The 17,553-nt window shown below is 54.2% G+C and carries 19 protein-coding genes; 3 read left to right on the forward strand and 16 right to left on the reverse strand.

Annotation, left to right across the window (positions count from 1 at the left end):
- Positions 1-9 precede the first annotated feature (9 nt).
- The 3 genes from H7846_RS14590 to H7846_RS14600 all read right to left on the reverse strand — a co-directional run bounded on the left by H7846_RS14590 (position 10) and on the right by H7846_RS14600 (position 2,021).
- Positions 10-372 carry a PadR family transcriptional regulator gene (locus tag H7846_RS14590; protein ID WP_186693061.1) on the reverse strand — a complete coding sequence of 121 codons (363 nt, stop codon included), beginning with the start codon at positions 370-372 and terminating at the stop codon, positions 10-12.
- A gap of 406 nt (positions 373-778) precedes the next feature.
- Positions 779-1,141: a hypothetical protein gene (locus tag H7846_RS14595; RefSeq protein WP_186693062.1), complete on the reverse strand. Its 363-nt coding sequence runs from the start codon at positions 1,139-1,141 to the stop codon at positions 779-781.
- 133 nt (positions 1,142-1,274) lie between these two features.
- Positions 1,275-2,021: a helix-turn-helix transcriptional regulator gene (locus tag H7846_RS14600; RefSeq protein ID WP_186693064.1), complete on the reverse strand. Its 747-nt coding sequence runs from the start codon at positions 2,019-2,021 to the stop codon at positions 1,275-1,277.
- Between the two features lie 240 nt (positions 2,022-2,261).
- Here H7846_RS14600 and H7846_RS14605 point away from each other — a divergent pair, with 240 nt between their 5' ends.
- Entirely contained in the window at positions 2,262-2,978 is a 717-nt protein-coding gene (locus tag H7846_RS14605; RefSeq protein WP_186693065.1) for a hypothetical protein, read from the forward strand.
- A 481-nt stretch (positions 2,979-3,459) separates the two neighbouring features.
- Complete coding sequence (locus H7846_RS14610) at positions 3,460-3,825, forward strand: VOC family protein (protein ID WP_186693067.1); 366 nt, start codon at positions 3,460-3,462, stop codon at positions 3,823-3,825.
- A 244-nt stretch (positions 3,826-4,069) separates the two neighbouring features.
- Here the strand turns inward: H7846_RS14610 and H7846_RS14615 are convergent, their stop codons facing one another.
- From H7846_RS14615 to H7846_RS14640, 6 genes are read right to left on the reverse strand one after another with little or no spacing between them, the layout of a single operon-like run.
- On the reverse strand, positions 4,070-4,987 hold the full coding sequence (locus H7846_RS14615) for a type II secretion system protein (RefSeq protein WP_186693069.1): 918 nt from the start codon (positions 4,985-4,987) through the stop codon (positions 4,070-4,072).
- Between the two features lie 8 nt (positions 4,988-4,995).
- Positions 4,996-5,586, reverse strand: coding sequence for a hypothetical protein (locus H7846_RS14620; protein WP_186693071.1), 591 nt, complete (start codon positions 5,584-5,586; stop codon positions 4,996-4,998).
- On the reverse strand, positions 5,583-6,242 hold the full coding sequence (locus H7846_RS14625; RefSeq protein WP_186693073.1) for a hypothetical protein: 660 nt from the start codon (positions 6,240-6,242) through the stop codon (positions 5,583-5,585). Before H7846_RS14625 ends, H7846_RS14620 begins: the two co-directional genes overlap by 4 nt.
- Positions 6,239-6,985 carry a PilN domain-containing protein gene (locus tag H7846_RS14630; protein ID WP_186693075.1) on the reverse strand — a complete coding sequence of 249 codons (747 nt, stop codon included), beginning with the start codon at positions 6,983-6,985 and terminating at the stop codon, positions 6,239-6,241. Before H7846_RS14630 ends, H7846_RS14625 begins: the two co-directional genes overlap by 4 nt.
- Entirely contained in the window at positions 6,985-8,007 is a 1,023-nt protein-coding gene (locus H7846_RS14635) for a type IV pilus biogenesis protein PilM (RefSeq protein WP_186693077.1), read from the reverse strand. The genes H7846_RS14630 and H7846_RS14635 overlap by 1 nt, the downstream gene beginning before the upstream one ends.
- 31 nt (positions 8,008-8,038) lie before the next feature.
- On the reverse strand, positions 8,039-9,673 hold the full coding sequence (locus tag H7846_RS14640; RefSeq protein ID WP_186693079.1) for a GspE/PulE family protein: 1,635 nt from the start codon (positions 9,671-9,673) through the stop codon (positions 8,039-8,041).
- A 225-nt stretch (positions 9,674-9,898) separates the two neighbouring features.
- Here H7846_RS14640 and H7846_RS14645 point away from each other — a divergent pair, with 225 nt between their 5' ends.
- Positions 9,899-10,459, forward strand: a complete 561-nt coding sequence (locus H7846_RS14645) for an HdeD family acid-resistance protein (RefSeq protein WP_186693081.1) — start codon at positions 9,899-9,901, stop codon at positions 10,457-10,459.
- Here H7846_RS14645 and H7846_RS14650 read toward each other — a convergent pair.
- The 7 genes from H7846_RS14650 to rbfA form a co-directional block, all read right to left on the reverse strand.
- Positions 10,456-11,121 carry a DUF2959 family protein gene (locus tag H7846_RS14650; protein ID WP_186693083.1) on the reverse strand — a complete coding sequence of 222 codons (666 nt, stop codon included), beginning with the start codon at positions 11,119-11,121 and terminating at the stop codon, positions 10,456-10,458. The two genes, H7846_RS14645 and H7846_RS14650, sit on opposite strands and share 4 nt — an antisense overlap.
- Positions 11,122-11,173: 52 nt before the next feature.
- Positions 11,174-12,376, reverse strand: coding sequence for a type II secretion system F family protein (locus H7846_RS14655; protein WP_186693085.1), 1,203 nt, complete (start codon positions 12,374-12,376; stop codon positions 11,174-11,176).
- Between the two features lie 101 nt (positions 12,377-12,477).
- On the reverse strand, positions 12,478-12,864 hold the full coding sequence (locus H7846_RS14660) for a HesB/IscA family protein (protein ID WP_186693087.1): 387 nt from the start codon (positions 12,862-12,864) through the stop codon (positions 12,478-12,480).
- Between the two features lie 369 nt (positions 12,865-13,233).
- Positions 13,234-14,223 (reverse strand): GNAT family N-acetyltransferase, encoded by a 990-nt coding sequence (locus H7846_RS14665; protein ID WP_255460660.1) that lies wholly within the window; start codon positions 14,221-14,223, stop codon positions 13,234-13,236.
- Between the two features lie 80 nt (positions 14,224-14,303).
- Entirely contained in the window at positions 14,304-16,139 is a 1,836-nt protein-coding gene (locus H7846_RS14670) for an ArnT family glycosyltransferase (RefSeq protein ID WP_370561287.1), read from the reverse strand.
- A gap of 2 nt (positions 16,140-16,141) precedes the next feature.
- A complete protein-coding gene (locus H7846_RS14675) occupies positions 16,142-17,107 on the reverse strand; it encodes a DHH family phosphoesterase (RefSeq protein WP_255460661.1) in 966 nt (321 codons plus the stop codon).
- Between the two features lie 2 nt (positions 17,108-17,109).
- A complete protein-coding gene (gene rbfA, locus H7846_RS14680) occupies positions 17,110-17,520 on the reverse strand; it encodes a 30S ribosome-binding factor RbfA (protein WP_186693090.1) in 411 nt (136 codons plus the stop codon).
- Between the last annotated feature and the right edge of the window lie 33 nt (positions 17,521-17,553).

Consider the following 17,553-nt stretch of genomic DNA (forward strand, 5'->3'; position numbering starts at 1 on the left):
GCAGTCCTCCTAGGAATTTGCGTTGCGCTTCTGGGGGCCAAGAACCATCTGGATACCTTCCAGCATGCGATCGAAGCTGGAGATCTCGCGCTCCAGGTGGAGCAAACCGTTTTTGGTGATCTGGTAGACGCGTACACGACGATTGGTCGCAGGCGATACCGTCCACTCCGCCTTTACAAGCTTTGCTTTGAGCAACCGCTGCAGAGCCGGATAGAGCGAGCCCTCTTCAACCTGAAGCAGATTGTTCGAACGCTGCTGAATGTGTTGGACCAGAGCATATCCATGCGCTGGCTGGCGACGGAGAGATTCGAGAATCATCATCTCCAACGCACCGGGAAACAGATCGCGAGATGTAGTTTGGCTGTTTTCCATAAGGCATTACCGAAACATGCCTAGACTAAAATAGTAATAAAATAAAGTCAATGAAATACTGAATGCGGGGAAGCTGCGCTAGCCGGCACGGCGATTGCGTAGAGGCTCTCTCGCATAAGGTCTGGCAAAAAGCCATGACTTCCCACAAGCCGACTCACAGGACCGACAACGCTACCCTATGCTGGTTTAGCCGTACCCCTTTGCTTATTTGCGATGGTGGAAGTACTCACAATCTAGAGCGTCTGGCTTCTCCGCGACCAGGCGCGGCACACGGCCGCGAGCTCCTGGTGCGTAAAGGAAGATTGGGCCGTTAAACGTGACGACCAGACTGCCTGAGGGATTGGTGATGCAAGTGTAGATTCGTGCAAATCGCCAATCTAGAAGGTCAGCGTTCGATGAACGAGAATTAACAGCCCCCTAGGCCAAAGCCTTCGTCTTCGCGGTAATGCACGCAGATCATTCCAGCGCTTATGGCGACACATAGCATGACACATATCGGGGGGCGGCCCCGAGCAGGCGCGATGCCACCGCCTTGCCTTGTAGCAGCTTGACCGCCGGAAACGGTTAACTTTGCTCCTACTGGTAATTTGACTCCATGCTTCTGAAAGACAGAATGAGCGTTCTCTTCAGTGACATGCTGCTGCTCAGCAGAAATTAAAAGTTCTTCCAGAGCCGCTTTTGCATTAGGACCTTCTAGAACGGTGAGTAACTCGCTGGTTTTTTGTTGCAGTTCTTTCAACTGCTGCTCATGCTTTGCGGGAATCGGCATAATTCACCTCGAAAGCTAAAATCGCAGGACCGCGTTCGTTAGCGTGGTGAATAGACAGGCTGCACGCTGATCAAGCATGCTCAGGCTACAAATGATCTTGGCGTGGAGAAATACGTAAATATACGTAGCCGACTCAGTCGGTTTTCATTTCAGCCGTAAGCGCTCTAACAACAGCTGCAGTTCGGCATTCCACGCCGAGTTTCCGGTATAGGTTTTCGCAGTGTTTTTGTACTGTTCGCTTACTCATCTTACAAATGATTGAAATTTGCTCGTCGCTTTTTCCGTGGGCCAGCCACCTCAAAACCTCTGCCTCCCGCTCTGTAACGCCTAAATTGATCTTTGGGGTCAACTGCCCCGAACGGGGCATCGCTCGTCTTTCCATTTCGATATGAGGAACAAATGCTTTAAGACGTTCTCGCTCGGACCCGCTAAAATCTTTACTCCAGCGTCCCAAGACAAGTACTCCCGATAGCCCATCATCCAGCCTGAGGGTAACAGCGATCTGACGCTCAATACCTAGTGGTTTCAGAAATTCAGAATAGATTTGCGATCCACGCAATTTTGACAGGCTTTGAATATCAGAAATGCGTACGGGGTCTCTCAGCTTGCCGCTGGCAAATAGCGGAAATAGCGGATGGCTCAGTTTTTCTTGTAGAAAAATGTGGAAGAGGCGCGCAACCTGCTGTTCGGGATCAGCGAACATACGGCCGGTCCAGGATAATCGAGAATCGAAGCATTCTAATGCCGTAACGTCTGAAGCAATAAGCGGGGCGAGAGCCGCCTGCAATTTCGTGGTAAAGGTTTCGTGTAATCCGCGGTCATGCAGGATTAGAGTGCTTGCATTTAATGCCCGGAAGTCCTGTGTTCGCAGTTCGGCCATGATGTTCCTCTTTGTGCGATCACTCTCTCGGAACCCCTTCACTGCCTCTTGTATAACAGGAGCGGCTTGTATAACAATAGCGGCGATTTGTCCTATGTCCCGCTCTTATAGGAAGTTTCGCGCTCATTTGACGACAAATCGCCAACGCATGATTGGTCTTCACAAGCCGACTTGTCGTTACTGATGTTGAGAACGAGTGCCTAGCCAAGCCAGTTTGGTGCCAAGAAGTAGAATGCCGTGATGGCAGGATTCGCAGTTGTAATGACATTCCTAATGTGGGGATTCATTCTCACGATCGTTAGCATCGTTCTTTCGATCAGTCTATTTTGGTTTGCAAAGCGCTCTTTCCCGGATCCAACCTATGCTGCCAAACGCTATCGCACATTTAATGCCGCCGCGCCATTTCTAGCTCTAGGATGGCTGGTCGCGACACTGATCCTACACACGTTCATCTCGAATCACCTCGCTCATCAAAGCGTTGGCTACAGCCCTGACCCCTACGTCACTCTACCGAACGGCTATGTGGTAGGGAGTCTGAACACTTACTCTGGCTATGTTCATGCGCCGGGTGTGACCACGGATATTCCATGGATCGGGCGTGGCTATGTTCGTGGAATCATTGACCTAGAGTTTCGCGATGGGCGGTTCATCGGCACTTATTTGGACAGCAAGTCACAGTTCCAGCCACAAGGCACTGATCACGTTAAAAACTTCGTGTTTGATACACGGGATCAGTCTATCCAGACCTCGGACACAAACACTACGGGTGACTTCACAAGTCAACAGAACAGCGTTCACCAAGATCAGAACTCATACTGGAATCTGTACGCTCGAAATCGTCATGGCTGGCCCGCGGTGGTCTTCTGGGTTATTTTGCTCGGAGGCTGGAGTGCTCTTGTCGCTGTTGTTCAGCAACTGAAGCCAGCGGGTTCTCTCTCGGATCAAGGCAGCATCTAGGCTAGTGCAGTTTCCCTACTCAAGTGCATCGCGGATTCGAACGTTTTGTACCGATAAACGCCGTTATGGTCAGAAACGGAGTTTCTCGAAATCAGTGCGGCAGGTAAGCCTTGGAGATGCCGAGGAGTGAGACATTCGTGCGAAACACGAATCCTGTCTCTCCATCTTGCGTCGATCCAGGCAAACGTCCACGTACCCGGCATTCTGATTCTGAACGACTCCGAGCACAATCGAGGAGGAGTCGAAGAGGAAGAATCCCTGTAGTTTCGGGTGCCGATTTCGCATAGAGATGACGATTGTCGATATACCCCGGATAGCTCGATGTTATGGACCGGTGAGGCCATCGGCTGTCTCATTGCAACAGCTTTTCTCCTCGTCACAAATCTTCAGAAATTCATGGCGAGGGCTCAGACACGTCTCTTGCCGTCGGAGTAGCATGAGAGGAATTTCGCACTTGTTTTGCGATAAAGGAGAATCTTCTATGGCTCAACCCTTCGTTCATCTTGAGCTCAATACCCCCGATCTTGCCAAAGCCAAAGACTTTTATGGCCAGCTCTGCGGCTGGACCTTTGAGGACTTCCCGATGGGGCCGCCTGCCGGAACCTACTCAATCTTCAAACCATCGGAAGGCCCCGGTGGTGGCATCTTCAGCATGCCCGGAGCTCCAACCGCATGGCTCCCCTACATTGGCGTCGAGAACCTGAAGGCCTCCACCGATAAAGCTGCTTCTCTCGGAGCACAGGTCATCATGCGCCAGCAGGAAGTGCCCGGCATGGGCTGGTTCTCCATCCTGGTGGATCCCACCGGAGCCTCAATCGCCCTCTGGGAAGCCGCTAAAAAATCCTGAATTCGATTCTGTCAAGTGCCAAATCGATCTAACTCACACAAAGCAAAGAGAATGTACTTTGCAAAACATCTATAGGCCAATCGCTATACTGTATAGAAAGTAAGAAAAATGAAATGGAGCCCTGACGCCACAGTGTGGTCAGGGCTCATTTCGTTGCATATTGTTTCTGTAATAGGTTACACGCCAAGTCCAAAGCTAAGCACATATAAAATGAATACTTTACACGATATATGGCAGGGGGAGGCTAGTGAGAGCTGGAGGGATTGGAACTTCCCATAGAGGAACCCGGTGATGAATTCAGTCCCGGGAGACTAGAACCAGAACCAAACCCTGAACTGGAACCGGAAGACCCCGAACCAAACCCTGAGCTGGAACCACCACCCAACAAAGCTGCCTTGGCCTTCAGCTGCTCAATCCGAGGATCGTAGATAAACTCCCACGTCTGGTAAGTCGTCTGTTCATTCAGGACCGAAATTGAGTCCCCCGACCTCGAGCTTCCAACGCCGACGATAGGCGCACCACCACCAGTAAAGCTTGTCGCCGATTGGCTGCTGATCCCACCCGAAGAGCTGGACGAACCGGAGTTAACCGTCGCTCCCGAACCAGGACCGGTGCCAGAACCCGGGCTAAGACCAGCCCCCCCCAGGCTAAAGCCAGGCGAGGAGCTCCCAAGACTCGACGTTCCTCCCAAGGACGATCCCGTGGGAGAACTGCCATTGACCGTCGATCCAGGCTGCGAGGAGGCCATCGAAGCGGCACTTCCTAATCCTCCACCGCTCCCGGGCAATCCTGTCAGCGGCTGGCCAAAGAAGCCCTTGACGGTCGTCTTCGCCTCGCCAATGTGGATCAGGCGCCAGTCCGCCTTGCCCGTCATCGGGTCTTCATATTTTCGGCGCAGGAAACGAATATTGCTCGTCTTCTCAAGCTGGTCCATCGTTCCGGGGTATCGCCCGAACTTGAGGTAGTAACGCCGGATGGCGCCGACATACTCATTGCCGCGATGAATCGCCTCTACCTCGCGCTCGCGCCGAAGCTCACGCGCGACCTTCGGAGCAGCGATACTCAGCGCAAGCATTACTAGAAAGACCAGTACGATTACGCCAACGAGCATAAAGCCCTGCTCGCCCTCGCGTGTCGTGTGATTCTCTCTGGTTTGTTGCATCCTCCACCTCAATGCGCAATCAGCGGAAGCGTCTGCCGGTTGTTGTTCGTCATGTCTTCAACCTGCACGGAGTTCGCAGACACCGACAGGATGCGATAACGCCTCTGTACGATGTCTCCATCAGCAGCCAGAAAGACATCGTCTCCATGCAGCAGAAACGCGCGCCGTTTACCCTGGGAGTTCATCTCCGTCCCGAAGAACTTCAGATCAATCGGAGGTGGGGGCGGGGGTCCAGAGGGAGGAGTAAAAACTGGCCCCGTCGGCTTGGGCCGCGCTGAAGCGACCGGCTTGGGAATCTCAATCGGTGCTGAAGCCAGAGAGAAGATGTTTCGTCCTGTACCGGAGTAGACCAGTTGCTCGGTCACCAGCATCGGTCCCATCTTCAGCGTCGGATCGAGCTGTGCAGCGGTGGTTCCCAGACTCTTTGCAGTGCCGCTGGTTAAACCTCTGTTCGTTGCAGGCGTAGTCGTGATCACCGGCTGTGCCGGACGAGAGGCAGAACCATTGTCTGAAAGCTGGTAATAGAGAATCCCCACCGCGACCAACACAAATACGCCAACAGCTACGGCTTTCTTCTGAGTATCTGGGGTCAGCTTCATCGCGCCATACTCCTCTCAGCATCAGTACCCACGGAATCGCCCGCCTTCTGCGGTACAGCCGCACCTTTCGCGGGCCGCAGATACGTCGTGAGGCGCAGACGTAGACCAACCATGCCACTCTGCTGGCCAGTCAGTGTTACCCCCGTGATCAGGAAGAACATCTTGTCTCGCTCCAGCGAGTTGATAAATAGAACCAGCGGACGGTAGTCGCCATTAAGGCTCGCGTCCATGCGGACCTCGGTCAGCGCACCGCTCGTACCTTCAAGGACTGGCGAGTCAGCATACTGCACCCGCGTCAGCTTGACTCCCTGCTTCTTCGTCAACACGCCGAGCTCGGCTAAAACCTCGGAGTATGCAACTGGCAAACGCTTGGCATAGAACTGATCAGCATCCGCCGTCGCAGCAGTAACTTTGTCATCCAAGCCTTCTAACGGCTTCTTGGCAATCTCGGCGGCTTTCATCGCGACAGTCTGGCGCTCCAGTGCGGCGTCGTCCTGGCTATGAGCCGTTCTCCAGGTGAAGGCCATCTGGGCCAGGAGGTAAAGGTTCACCAGCACGAGCAGCGCAACCGCAGCGTAGTACAGATTCAGCCGCGTCATCAGCGTACGCGCTCGCTCCACGAACCCCTGAGTACGTTCCATGACGGCAGAGCTCATCGCGGCACCCCCATCAATGGACGTTGTGCAGGAGGAGCAGACTTAGCTCCCCTGGCCCGTCTCGAAACCTTGGATGGAGTGGGCAGCTCCGACTGCTGTTCTTTTGGAGCTTCCTCTATGGAAGCCTTCTGCGCCTTCTTCTCTGCAGGCTCTGGAAGTGGATTGTAGCCACTAAAGATTTCAAACTCCACGGACCCGGGGGTCAGAGATGGAGCGCCAGAGCCACGGCCCTCCTGCATTTGCGCGGCCTCTCCGGCAAGGCGTGGAGTTATAAAACGCTGCGATTTTTCGAGATTTCGGACCAGCTCAACCGCGCGATCACGCTCTCCGCTCACGCGTAGTCGAATATTAACCTCGCCTGATTTATTCGTTGTCGGCTCGATACTGGTGACCTGGACTCCGGCAGGAAGCACACGCTCCAGGTCCATCATTACGGCCGTCCAACTAAAGCTTTTTTGGGCGAATAATGCATTGAGAAACTGGCTGCGCTCGAGCACAGCCATGTTCTGCGGCTGCCGCATCCGAGCCTCGTTGCGCTGCCGCTCCTGCTGATACTGTAGCGTTCTGGATTGAAGCGCATTCATCTGCGCTTCGTTGGCGCGGGCCTTCGCGCTCAACGAGTGCAGCGCGATCCCCAACACCAACGCCAACAACACAAGCGCTACGATGGCGATGCGTAGCTTCGCATAAAGCGGACGCAGTTCAACGAATGGACGGGTTGCCAGATTAACGGAGATACGCATCAGTCTTTCAACGCTCCCCTTACACCAGCCAGCCAGCTAAGCTGGACACGTGCTGTTGCGGCGGACACAGCAATCGACTCCGCCTTCACAAGCTCTCTAACTTCGGGTCTCTCAAAGCCATTCTCCTCCAGAATGGCCTTCAGCCCTTCGGCTCCGAGTGGCCCTGCGGAGAAGATCACTTCCGGGGCATGGCCAAGATTGTCTTCAAAGTAGGCCGTGGCTACGCTCACTGTCTGCGCGATCTCGCGGCCGGTCATTGCAGCCTCCACAGAAGCCAGCACTCTGGCCTGCATGGTGGATTCATATCCAACACCGCTTCGCAGCTCCTGCCCGCCTGCCTCGCCACTAGCGGCAACTTCATTCTCCAGCTCAAGCGAACGATGTAACAGAAGTACTCCGGCACGCACAATCGCAGTCGTGATTCCTCCCTGCCCTGCATTGACGACCAGAACCGCCGGCTGCTCCTCATCGAGTCCAGCCAGTGCAGCCAGCGTACTGGGCAGGACAGCTCCTACCTTGTATCCGGCCTCATCTACGATGCTTTCGTACTCCTCAAGAACCTCATGAGACATCGCCACGACAAGCACCCGCATGGAGTTCTTCTCGGTCGACATCACCTGATAACTGACAGCCGCATGATCGCTGTCAAACGGAAGCAACTTCTTTAGACGGAATCGGACCACCGCCAGCGCCTCAACGGGTTTTGTGGGCAGGGTGTCGAATTCCAGCAGCAGAACTCGAACCGCCGCATCAGGAACAACAATCGTCACATTACGATTTCTATCGCTGGCCCGACCAGCCACGGCATCGAGAACTTCGCGGAATCCGGTGACCACACTGGAACGATCAATAAAGTTTCCTGCCTTCAGGCCAATCGCAAGAGCGCCATTCGGCAACGAAACATGCGCAACCGCGCTGAGCACTGCTCTGGCATCTTCGGCTCTTGCGGCAACGACACCTTCAGGCCTCAGTTCCACTGCCAGCCGGGGCCGTGAGCCCAGTGTTTTAGGAAAAATCTCCATCCCGTCTCAGCTTATCCTGTTCCGTCTGAGACTAACGTCCCGACTCAATGAAGGTGACCTTGTTGATCTCCTTGAGCGTCGTAATTCCCGCGCGAACCCGCTCCAGAGCCGAGTCACGCAGAAACGACATCCCCTTCTCGCGGGCCTTCTTGCGAATCTCGCTTCCTGGCTTCTTCGCCAGAAGCATCTCACGAATCTCATCGTCGAGTTCCAGCAGCTCGTGAATGGCCGAGCGGCCGCGATAGCCTGTTCCACCGCATTCGATACACCCTGCACCCTCACGGAAGGAGAAATCTCGCCATTCGTAGACATCCAGACCGCTGGCAATCAGCGTGGCATCATCGTATTGCACATCTCGAACGCAGAAATCGCAGATCTGCCGAACGAGCCGCTGCGCCAAAATGCAATTCAAAGCAGAGACAAAGTTGTAGGGTTCGACTCCCATGTTCAGAAAGCGTCCAAGGACGTCGACGACATTATTCGCGTGAACAGTGGTGAAGACGAGATGTCCGGTCAACGCTGAGTTGATCGCAATCTGCGCTGTTTCAGCATCACGGATCTCACCCACGAGGATCTTGTCCGGATCGTGACGAAGGATCGAACGCAGCCCACGAGCGAAGGTCAAGCCCTTCTTCTCGTTCACAGGGATCTGCGTAATCCCGCGAATCTGGTACTCCACCGGATCTTCAATCGTGATGATCTTGTCTTCCTCGCTCTTAATCTCATTCAGAGCAGCGTAGAGGGTAGTGGTCTTACCGGAGCCAGTCGGCCCGGTCACCAGCACCATGCCATATGGCTCTTTGATATAGCGGCGGAAGCGCTCGAGATCGCGCTCAGCAAAACCCACAACATCGAGCGAGAGCTTTTTGAACTTCTCGCTCATCGACTCCTTATCGAGCACACGAAGTACGGCATTTTCACCATGCACCGTCGGCATGATGGATACGCGAAAGTCGATCAGTCTTCCCTTGTAGCGCACACGAAAGCGGCCGTCCTGCGGGACGCGGCGCTCGGCGATGTCAAGCTCGCTCATAACCTTGATTCGGGAAAGGATCGTCTGGTGGTGCTCGCGTGCAATGGGAGCCATCGCCTGTTGCAACACCCCGTCAATACGATATTTGACCAGCAGCGAATCATCGTAGGTTTCGAGGTGAATATCTGATGCGCGGCGTTCAAGAGCGGTAAAGATCGTCGTGTCCACCAGGCGGATGATCGGTGAAATATCATCTTCGCTTGTCAGCCGCTCGATGGAGATATTTTCATCGGGGTTCTCCTCGCTCGACAGGACATCGAAGGCGAGTCCCTCACTGGCCTCATCCAACACGCGCTGCGACTGTTCGGTCTTCTTCAGAAGCTCGTTGATCTGCGAGAGCGTGGCCACTCGCGTAATCAGGCGCATTCCCAGCAAGCCCGAAATCTCGTCGAGTACCATCAGCTTCGATGGATCGGAGACAGCAATGGCCAAGCGCGTTCCTATCTGCTCCAGGGGAACAAAGTTGTAGCGAAACATCATGTCCACGGGGACGCGCTTGAAGAGATCGTGCTGGATTTTGAAGTTTTTCAGATCGACGAACTCGGAATGGTATCGCCGCGCCAGCAATTGTGCTCGCTCAAACTCGTCCATTCCCGGACTACTCACCGGGATTGCCAGCGGAAGATTTCCCATACCCGTAAGACTCCTATGCTACCCAACCGTTACCTTTTGCAAAATCCAGGCAGCCTGGAGACAACCTCAAACCTAACGATCGCAACAAATTATCGAATCAAGATCCCATCTTTGCGTCAAGGGCCTGCTTTTAGACAGATCCAGACAGATTTCATCGTACTATTTGACACCTGCAGTTTTGGGAAATTCGGGTCCTGAAAATTTATATCTCTGGAGGGCTTCACGATGAGCGACGCCGCGACTCCTCTTACCGATTTCGCGCACCGCACGGTCAATTGGTCAATCTTTCTCAGTATCCTGCTCATTCTGGCAGGTTTCTTCACACTCCTGCTCCCATTCATTGGGGGAATCGGCCTGACGATCTTCGTTGGGTGGGCCCTGATTATCAGTGGCGTAGCGCACCTTGTCTTCGCCTGGAAAAGCCATACCACCGGCGGCAAGGTCTGGGAGTTCTTGGTTGGTCTGGCCTACCTCTTCGCCGGGATCTACCTCATCCTGCATCCAGTTGCCGGCCTGGCTTCCCTGACTCTACTGCTAGCCTTTTATCTCTTCTTTGAAGGGATCTTCGAGGTGATCGGCTATTTCCAGGTACGTCCCCGTCATGGGGCTGGATGGCTACTCGTGGATGGACTCATTACCCTTCTGCTCGCCTGGATGATCTGGCGTCACTGGCCCTCAAGCTCTGTCTGGGCCATTGGCACCCTGGTCGGCATCAGTATGCTCTTCAGTGGCTTCTCGCGCCTCATGCTCTCGATGAGCGCAAAGCGCGTCCTGAAAGCATTTTAGGAGCCAGAGGAGTTCAACGACTGAATCAGGGCATCCGCCTGCGCCATGGAACCATCGAGGCTGGTCAGAAGAACTTCCACATCAGTGGAGATCTTGGCGGATGTCCCCTTCAGTGATCCGATCGCACGCGCATTCAGGTTGTGCTTTAGAAAGACCACCTGATCATGGAAAGCGGTAAGCACGGGTGTCATACGCGCCTCGGTCTGGCGCATCGACTTGATGTAGTTCGCCTCCTGTAACCGCGACTGACGTAGCATCTGCGCTGACTGCTGCTTCAGCTTGCGGTTTTCCATACCGTCAATCTCTTTTTGCCACTCTCTGAAAAGATCGTTGGAAACCTGATCGATCGAGTCAATCCGGTCGTGCAGCTTCTTCGCTGAATCGGCAGCTTTCTCGTATTCTCCGTTTAATTTTTTATAGTTCTTTTCCAGCTGTCCTCCCTGGAAACCCGTAAGAACCTGGAACGACTCCATCGTGGTCTTGATCTGTTCTTTGACCTGCTGCTGATCCTTTTTAGAGTCCTTTACACGAGAAACCAAGATGTCGCGCTTTTCTTTGCCAAACGTCGCCATCGCCTTGTAGTACGTTCTGGTGCAGCCTGTGCCGAACAGAAGAGACAACGAGAGGCAGCCCGTCAGACAGACTTTTGCAACAGAGTTCATAAGAAACGCCCTCACAGAAGTTAAGACAAATTATGTGTTCGGGGCCTAGCTGCTAGTGACCGCTCATCCCGCTTGCGCCGAGGCTGAAGATCGGAAGATAAAGCGCGATAAGAATAGTAACAACGACAACGCCCATCACCACCAGGATGAGAGGCTCAATCAGGCTCATCGCTGCAGTCAGGTTGGTCTGCACGTCTTCCTCAAAGAACTCTGCGACGGAGTTCAGCATCTGCGGAAGCGCTCCGGTAGATTCACCAACTTCGATCATCTCCACCGCAAGCTCCGGAAATGATTTCGTTTGTTCAAGGCTACGAGCCAGCCCCTTTCCTTCCCGAACGGTTTCGACGGATTTGAGGATTGCGCTCGCAACCTGACGCGAATCGATGGAACGCGCCGCCGTCTCAAGCGAGGGAACTAGGGGGAGCCCACCCGTCAGCAGAGTCGATAATGTTCTCGAAAATAGACCGACCTGGTACTTGAGCCATACATCACCAAAGACAGGGGTGCCAATACGGATGCGGTCGATCAGCATCGCGCCGGAGTCCGTTTTGGTCCAGCGATAAAGCAGATAGATCAAGACCGCGAACACCGACGCGAAGTAGATGCCATAATGTTGCGCGTTCTGACCAAGATTCATCAGAAAGACGGTCAGCGCAGGCAGCTGAGTATCCAGTTGTTCGTAGAGTTGCGCAAACCGCGGGACCACAAAGGTAATCAGAAAGATGAATAAGCCAATCACCATCGCGACGAGCAGTGCCGGATAAATCAGACTAGCCTTGAGCTTCTTGCGAAAGGTCAGCGAGACGCGTTGGAAATCGAGGTAACGTTGCAAGACCTCTTCAAGGTTTCCAGAACGTTCCCCGGCCAGCAGCGTTGTCGTATAGACCAGAGGAAATCCGCCCTGCGCTTCAAATGCCTGCGAGATCGATTCTCCCGTCTTGACCCGGGCCGCGACATCCTCAAGCTGCGCCCGGAAGTGCGGCAGCTTTTGACGCCGCCCCAGAAGCTCCAGCGAGCCAAGGATCGGCAGTCCAGCACGAATTAATGTAAGAAACTGCTGGTTGAAGATCAGAAAGTTCTCGAGCTTGACCTTCTTGCGGCTGCTACCGACAAGCGCTCCTCGCGTCTTGACCGAATAGACATAGTAGCCAGCCTGGGTAAAGCGGGCGCGCAACTCCTCCGCCGAAGCTGCCATATGGGTCTGCTCCAGTACCCGGCCCCGTTCATCCGCCAGTCTGACTACAAATTCGTTCATACCGATTCAATGTTAGACGTTTTCTACGGATGTTCACTCGCTTCGACCAGCAAAAAGCCCGGCTCTAAGCCGGGCTTTCGAGAGAAACTTCAAACTTTTCGTTACACGCTAAAGCTGGAACCGCAACCGCAGGTTGATTTCACAGCGGCGTTCTCGAACTTGAAACCAGCAGCCTCAAGGGTCTCCACATAGTCCACAGTGCAATTGACCAGGTACATCGCTGAGGTGGCGTCCACAAAAACCTTCAGGTCATCAAATTTGTAGACCTTGTCCATCATGCCAGCCTGATTCTCAAACGACATCGAGTACTGGAACCCCGAACAGCCGCCACCCACCACACCAATTCGCAGACCAGCCGGAACCGGGTTCTGGCTTCCCATAATCTCCTTAACCTTCGCGATTGCGTTCGGGGTCAGGTTTACAGGCTGCGTAGAAGCGGGAGCACCAGTAACAACCTCAGCGGTAGGGGTGACAGTGGCAGTGGACATTGAATCTCCTTGTCTCCTTCAGGACTGATTAGGTCCTGATTAAGTGTATGCTTCCTGAAGTTCAGCGGCAAGCCTCATTCGCCATCCGACTTTCAGTATCATTCTGTTAGATGATTTCTCCTCTAACCGGGATTCAGCTTCAAAAAAATGTGGCATTTCAAATAAGCTGAATAGTGATGAAACCTCTTCTTTATCTCGCGAATCTTTTTTTTAACACCTTTGGAATCACGCATCCCTCAGAGAAGGAAGCTAATCGCGCAGCCCAGTTTCTTGGCGTGTTGATCGGATTCGTTTTACTGATCTTTTTAACCGTGGCAGCCGTAGGAATTTACTTTATTCGCTCGCATTAATCCACTCTAAATCTGCAACTTACAGCCATGTCGAAGCTCGTGCCAGAACCATGGCATTAAATCGATGACGGATATAAAAACCAGTCTTTTCGTAGAGTTTTACTGCTTGCTGGTTGGCTTCGGTGACCGTCAGTGTGATGGCGGCTGTCCCCGATTTCCGTAGAGATTGCACGGCATGATTCAGCAAGACGCGCCCCAGGCCGCGTCCTCTCCATGCTGGATGAATGCAAAGCTGTGTGATATGAGCGACATCCGGCGCCACTCGCGAGCAAAGCAACATCCCTGCTAATCTTCCATTCTCATGTTCCCGTAGGAACCAGGACTGTTGTTCCTCAAAGACGCCGCATCCCGGAAACCGGACGATATTATGCAGAAAACGTAAGGACCCGTGCAAAGAACAGTACTGATCGTTGATCTTTGCATCGATGTGTCCGAGGTATGCGGCATGAATCAATTCTGCAGCCGCTTGATAGTAGATCGAGGACCATGGAAGCAGCTCCAACTCCGCTATCCGTTCTGGCTGTGGTGTGGGATCGATGAGCCCGGTTAGGTCCAACTCCATAAAGAGCCGGGGATACCTTGAAAACCCCGCTTCCCGAAAACAGCCTTCGATCTGACCTGCTTCATACAGAAGCAACTGAGACTCAATTCTGCCGATATTTGGGGACTGGAGAAGTAACTCCAGCAGGCGGCGTAAAAGAGCCTCTACTATCGTAAGGTCTCCGGAAAGCGTCGCGAAGGCATCTCCTACAACCGCCTTATGCCCCTCATACACGCAGAAGGTATATCCGCTGATCTTTCCCCGATCGAGAGCGACAAAGCCAGGAAGAATGCGCGAGTCAAGATATTGCAACAGGAGCTCGGTTGAGCTCCGGTAGTCCCAGCGCAGCCTCTCCTGCCACACCTGAGCCTCTGCCTCCAACAGTGGACGGAGCTGGCGCGCCGAAAATTCTCTCAGGTCCAGCAACTCGAGTTGGGTTGCGACAGGCATCTCCTCATAACTACCCATCCTGACAGGGAAAGTCTCCGTAGAGCTTACCTAATTTACTGCTTTTCAGGTGCAAGATTCTTCCGGGAGACTCATCTCTGTCAGGGCTGCGCTGCAACCCTATAGACCTCAAGCCCCTGCGAATCGTAAAGGAAGAGCGGCGTGTAAACACGACCCGCAAGATAGTGTTCCAGTGCCGCGGTATCGCTGGTCCGTATGACCAGCAGATGCTCCTCTTTCGGAACACCTCCCTGAGAGTAGTGGATCGTTGGCTCATTGCGATAAAACGCGATTCCGTAATCGATATCGCGTCGCACCGATTCCACAGCAACGAGCTTTACATCTGGCGCTCGTTGCGCCATCTCGCGGGCCAGAGGGCGCGCAGAGTAATTGATGTCCAGATCTTTCCCATGGAACCCAAGCAGGAAGACCAGGGTTGCGACAGCAGGCAGCAGAGTGGCGTTCGATACCTGGGAGACTCCCCCTCGCCGGATCAAGAAGAAGACGAGCAGAGCAAACCCGAGAGCTGCTGCTCCTGCTGCGAACAGCCAGCTCGACGAGGGGACCAGCGTCTCATACTTCATATGCTGCGGCGCAAGGACCAGGACAAAGACCAGTACCGCACAGGTTGCCGCATGGGCCCAGAGAAGCCAGCGCGGAAGGCCATTTGGGCGGATCCTGTTCAAGTAATCCGCCGTCAGGATGGTGAGCGGAGGAATGGAAGGCAAAATATAGCCCGGCAGCTTCGACCCCGAAAAGGAGAAGAAGACGATGGGGAACAGCGCCCACAGAACCAGAAATTCGGGAAAGGCGTCTCCAGCACGCGTGTGTCCCAGGTAGCGCTTCGGATTGTGCCGTACTTTCCACTCTGCGATCGAAACCTCAATGGAATCCATCAGCGCACGAAACGCGATCACGGTCCAGGGCATCAGCCCAATAATCAAAACAGCAATGTAGTACCAGAAGGGCTGATGGTGCTGGTAGCGGTTGGTCGTAAACCGCTCCAGGTTGTGCTCTGTAATAAAAACGCGGAAGAAGGTCGGGTTATGGTGCTGCACCGCAATAAACCAGGGAAGCACCATCGCAAAATAGAGAGCCAGGCCGGGAATCCAGATGGTGCGGCGCAGCAAAGACCATTCGCGACGAAGCCCGGCAAAGAGCACGATGATGGCCAGGGCGAGAAACGGCGCCACAGGGCCCTTGGCCAGCGTGGCAGCGGCCCCGAAGAAGTACAGGTCGAAGAGCCAAAACTTTTTCCCGGTCTCATACCAGGCGTACCAACCCAACATTCCGATGCAGAAGGGCGCAGCCAGCTGCATATCGGTCGAGGCGCCCCTGGCAAAGCTGACAATGGCGACGCAGGAGGTCGTGATGAGCGCTGCATCGAGGTGCCCACCGGGGCGGAACCGACGCATATGCAGAAAGATCAGCAGGATCAGCGCAAAGGCTCCAGTCGCGGAAGGCAATCGGGCTGCCCAGTCCGAGACTCCGAATTCCTTGAAGAATCCCATGGCCCGCCAATAATAGAGCGCTGGTTTTTCGAGCCAGGGCTGACCGTAAAGAATAGGGGTAATCGTTCCGCCTGCGAGGCAATGGTAAGAGGCTTCAAGGTCAGCTGGCCGCAGGCTGCGAGGAAAGATCTTGGCATGAACTGCGTGACAGGCCTCCGAGTGGGCCTCCAGCATCTCCCGCGCGACCTGAGCGTAACGCGGCTCATCAGCGCCGACCAGGCCAAGCTGGTCTCCACCAAGGGCTGGGACCAGGCCATAGAGCATAAAAAAGCCACTGACCAGAATCAGCAGAATCAGCTCACGCGGAGCGATCGCTTCAGGATGATTCCAGAGACGCGAGTACCAACGTTGGCGCGTACGCTCCGTCCCTGCGCTCTCCCCGGCGGGCTGTTGAAGATCAGTCATTGCAGAAGTGAAACGAGACAAGGCTAACAAAGCCCCATTCTAAGTTGATTCAAGATCCGTTCGGTAGCTACCGTCAGAGGCCCATCCAGAGTACATCCGCTGGCGCTTCGATGCCCTCCCCCTCCAAAGCTCTCGGCAATCTGGGCAACGTCGACCTTTCCCTTGCTGCGAATGCTCAGACGGTATCGGTCCACCAATGGCAACTCGCGAAGGAATACGGCCGACTCCACCCCCGCGATGCTGATCAGGTAGTTCACTACTCCTTCACAATCCTCTGCCTGAGCTCCAGCGCGGTCCATATCGCTGGTTGTGACCCAGCTCCATGCCAAGGGGCCATCGGTCTGAAGATTCGACAGAGCAGCTCCTAGCAAGCGAATTTTGCTTTCTGGATTAGAAAAGTAAAGATCTTGGGCAATTTGACTGGGATTTGCACCGTGCGCGGCAAGGTTGTGCGCCAGAGACAAGGTTTCGGTATTCGTGCTGGGATAAGTAAAAGAGCCTGTATCGGAAAGAATCGCCGCATAGAGACAGGTCGCCATTGACGGCGTGATTTTGATCCCGGCCTCCAACGCGAGCCTATAAACCATGGCGGCAACGGCACATGCATGTTCATCAATCCAGTTCATCGCCCCGAACAGGCGTCCGCTGGCATGATGGTCAATATTGATCAGCCTTCTTCCATCCAGGCCAGCCAACCCAGTCCTGGGAATCCCATCGCACTCCAGCACGATTGCAGGAACGTTGAGATCGGGTTCGACGGTGCGTGCGTCCTTAGTTACATGAATCCGCTCTATATCAGGAATGGTTCGATAGGTATGCGGAACGTCATCCGCAAAAACGAGGATGGGCTCACGACCGAGCTGATGGAGTATTTCTGCCATCGCCAGCGTTGATCCGATGGCATCGCCATCAGGCCGCGCATGAGAGGTCACGATAAAACGAGGATGCGAACGAAACTCATTCAGTAAAGCAGAAATGGAGGCTTCCATCTTCATTGAGCCGATGCCTGCCCAGACTCTACTTCTCCAGAGGCCTGCTTTCTTTCCCGCTTGCGAATCCGGCCCAACAGTTCCTCCATGCGGCCTGTCATCTTCTCCGACCGGTCAATCGCAAAGGTGAGATCCGGAACATGCCGGACTCCCATGCGTTCCCGAAGCTGCGATCGTATATAGGACCGAGCTGTCATCAGGCCAACGAGCGTGGATTCCTCCTCCTGCTCATTTCCATGGACCGCGATATAAATCCGCGCAGACTTTCCGCCTGGAGCAAGGACAACATCGGTCACATAGCTCGGGGCAATCCGCGGATCGGAAAGCTCTCCTTCAAGCATGGCGCCAATCTCCTCCGAAAAGGTGTTGGCAACGCGACTACGGTGATGAGCTCGGGCTCGTTGTTCTGGCATATTCCTGCCTCAGTAAACTCGTTAGGGTATCAA

The organism is Edaphobacter sp. 4G125, assembly GCF_014274685.1.
In the GTDB taxonomy this organism is placed as follows: domain Bacteria; phylum Acidobacteriota; class Terriglobia; order Terriglobales; family Acidobacteriaceae; genus Edaphobacter.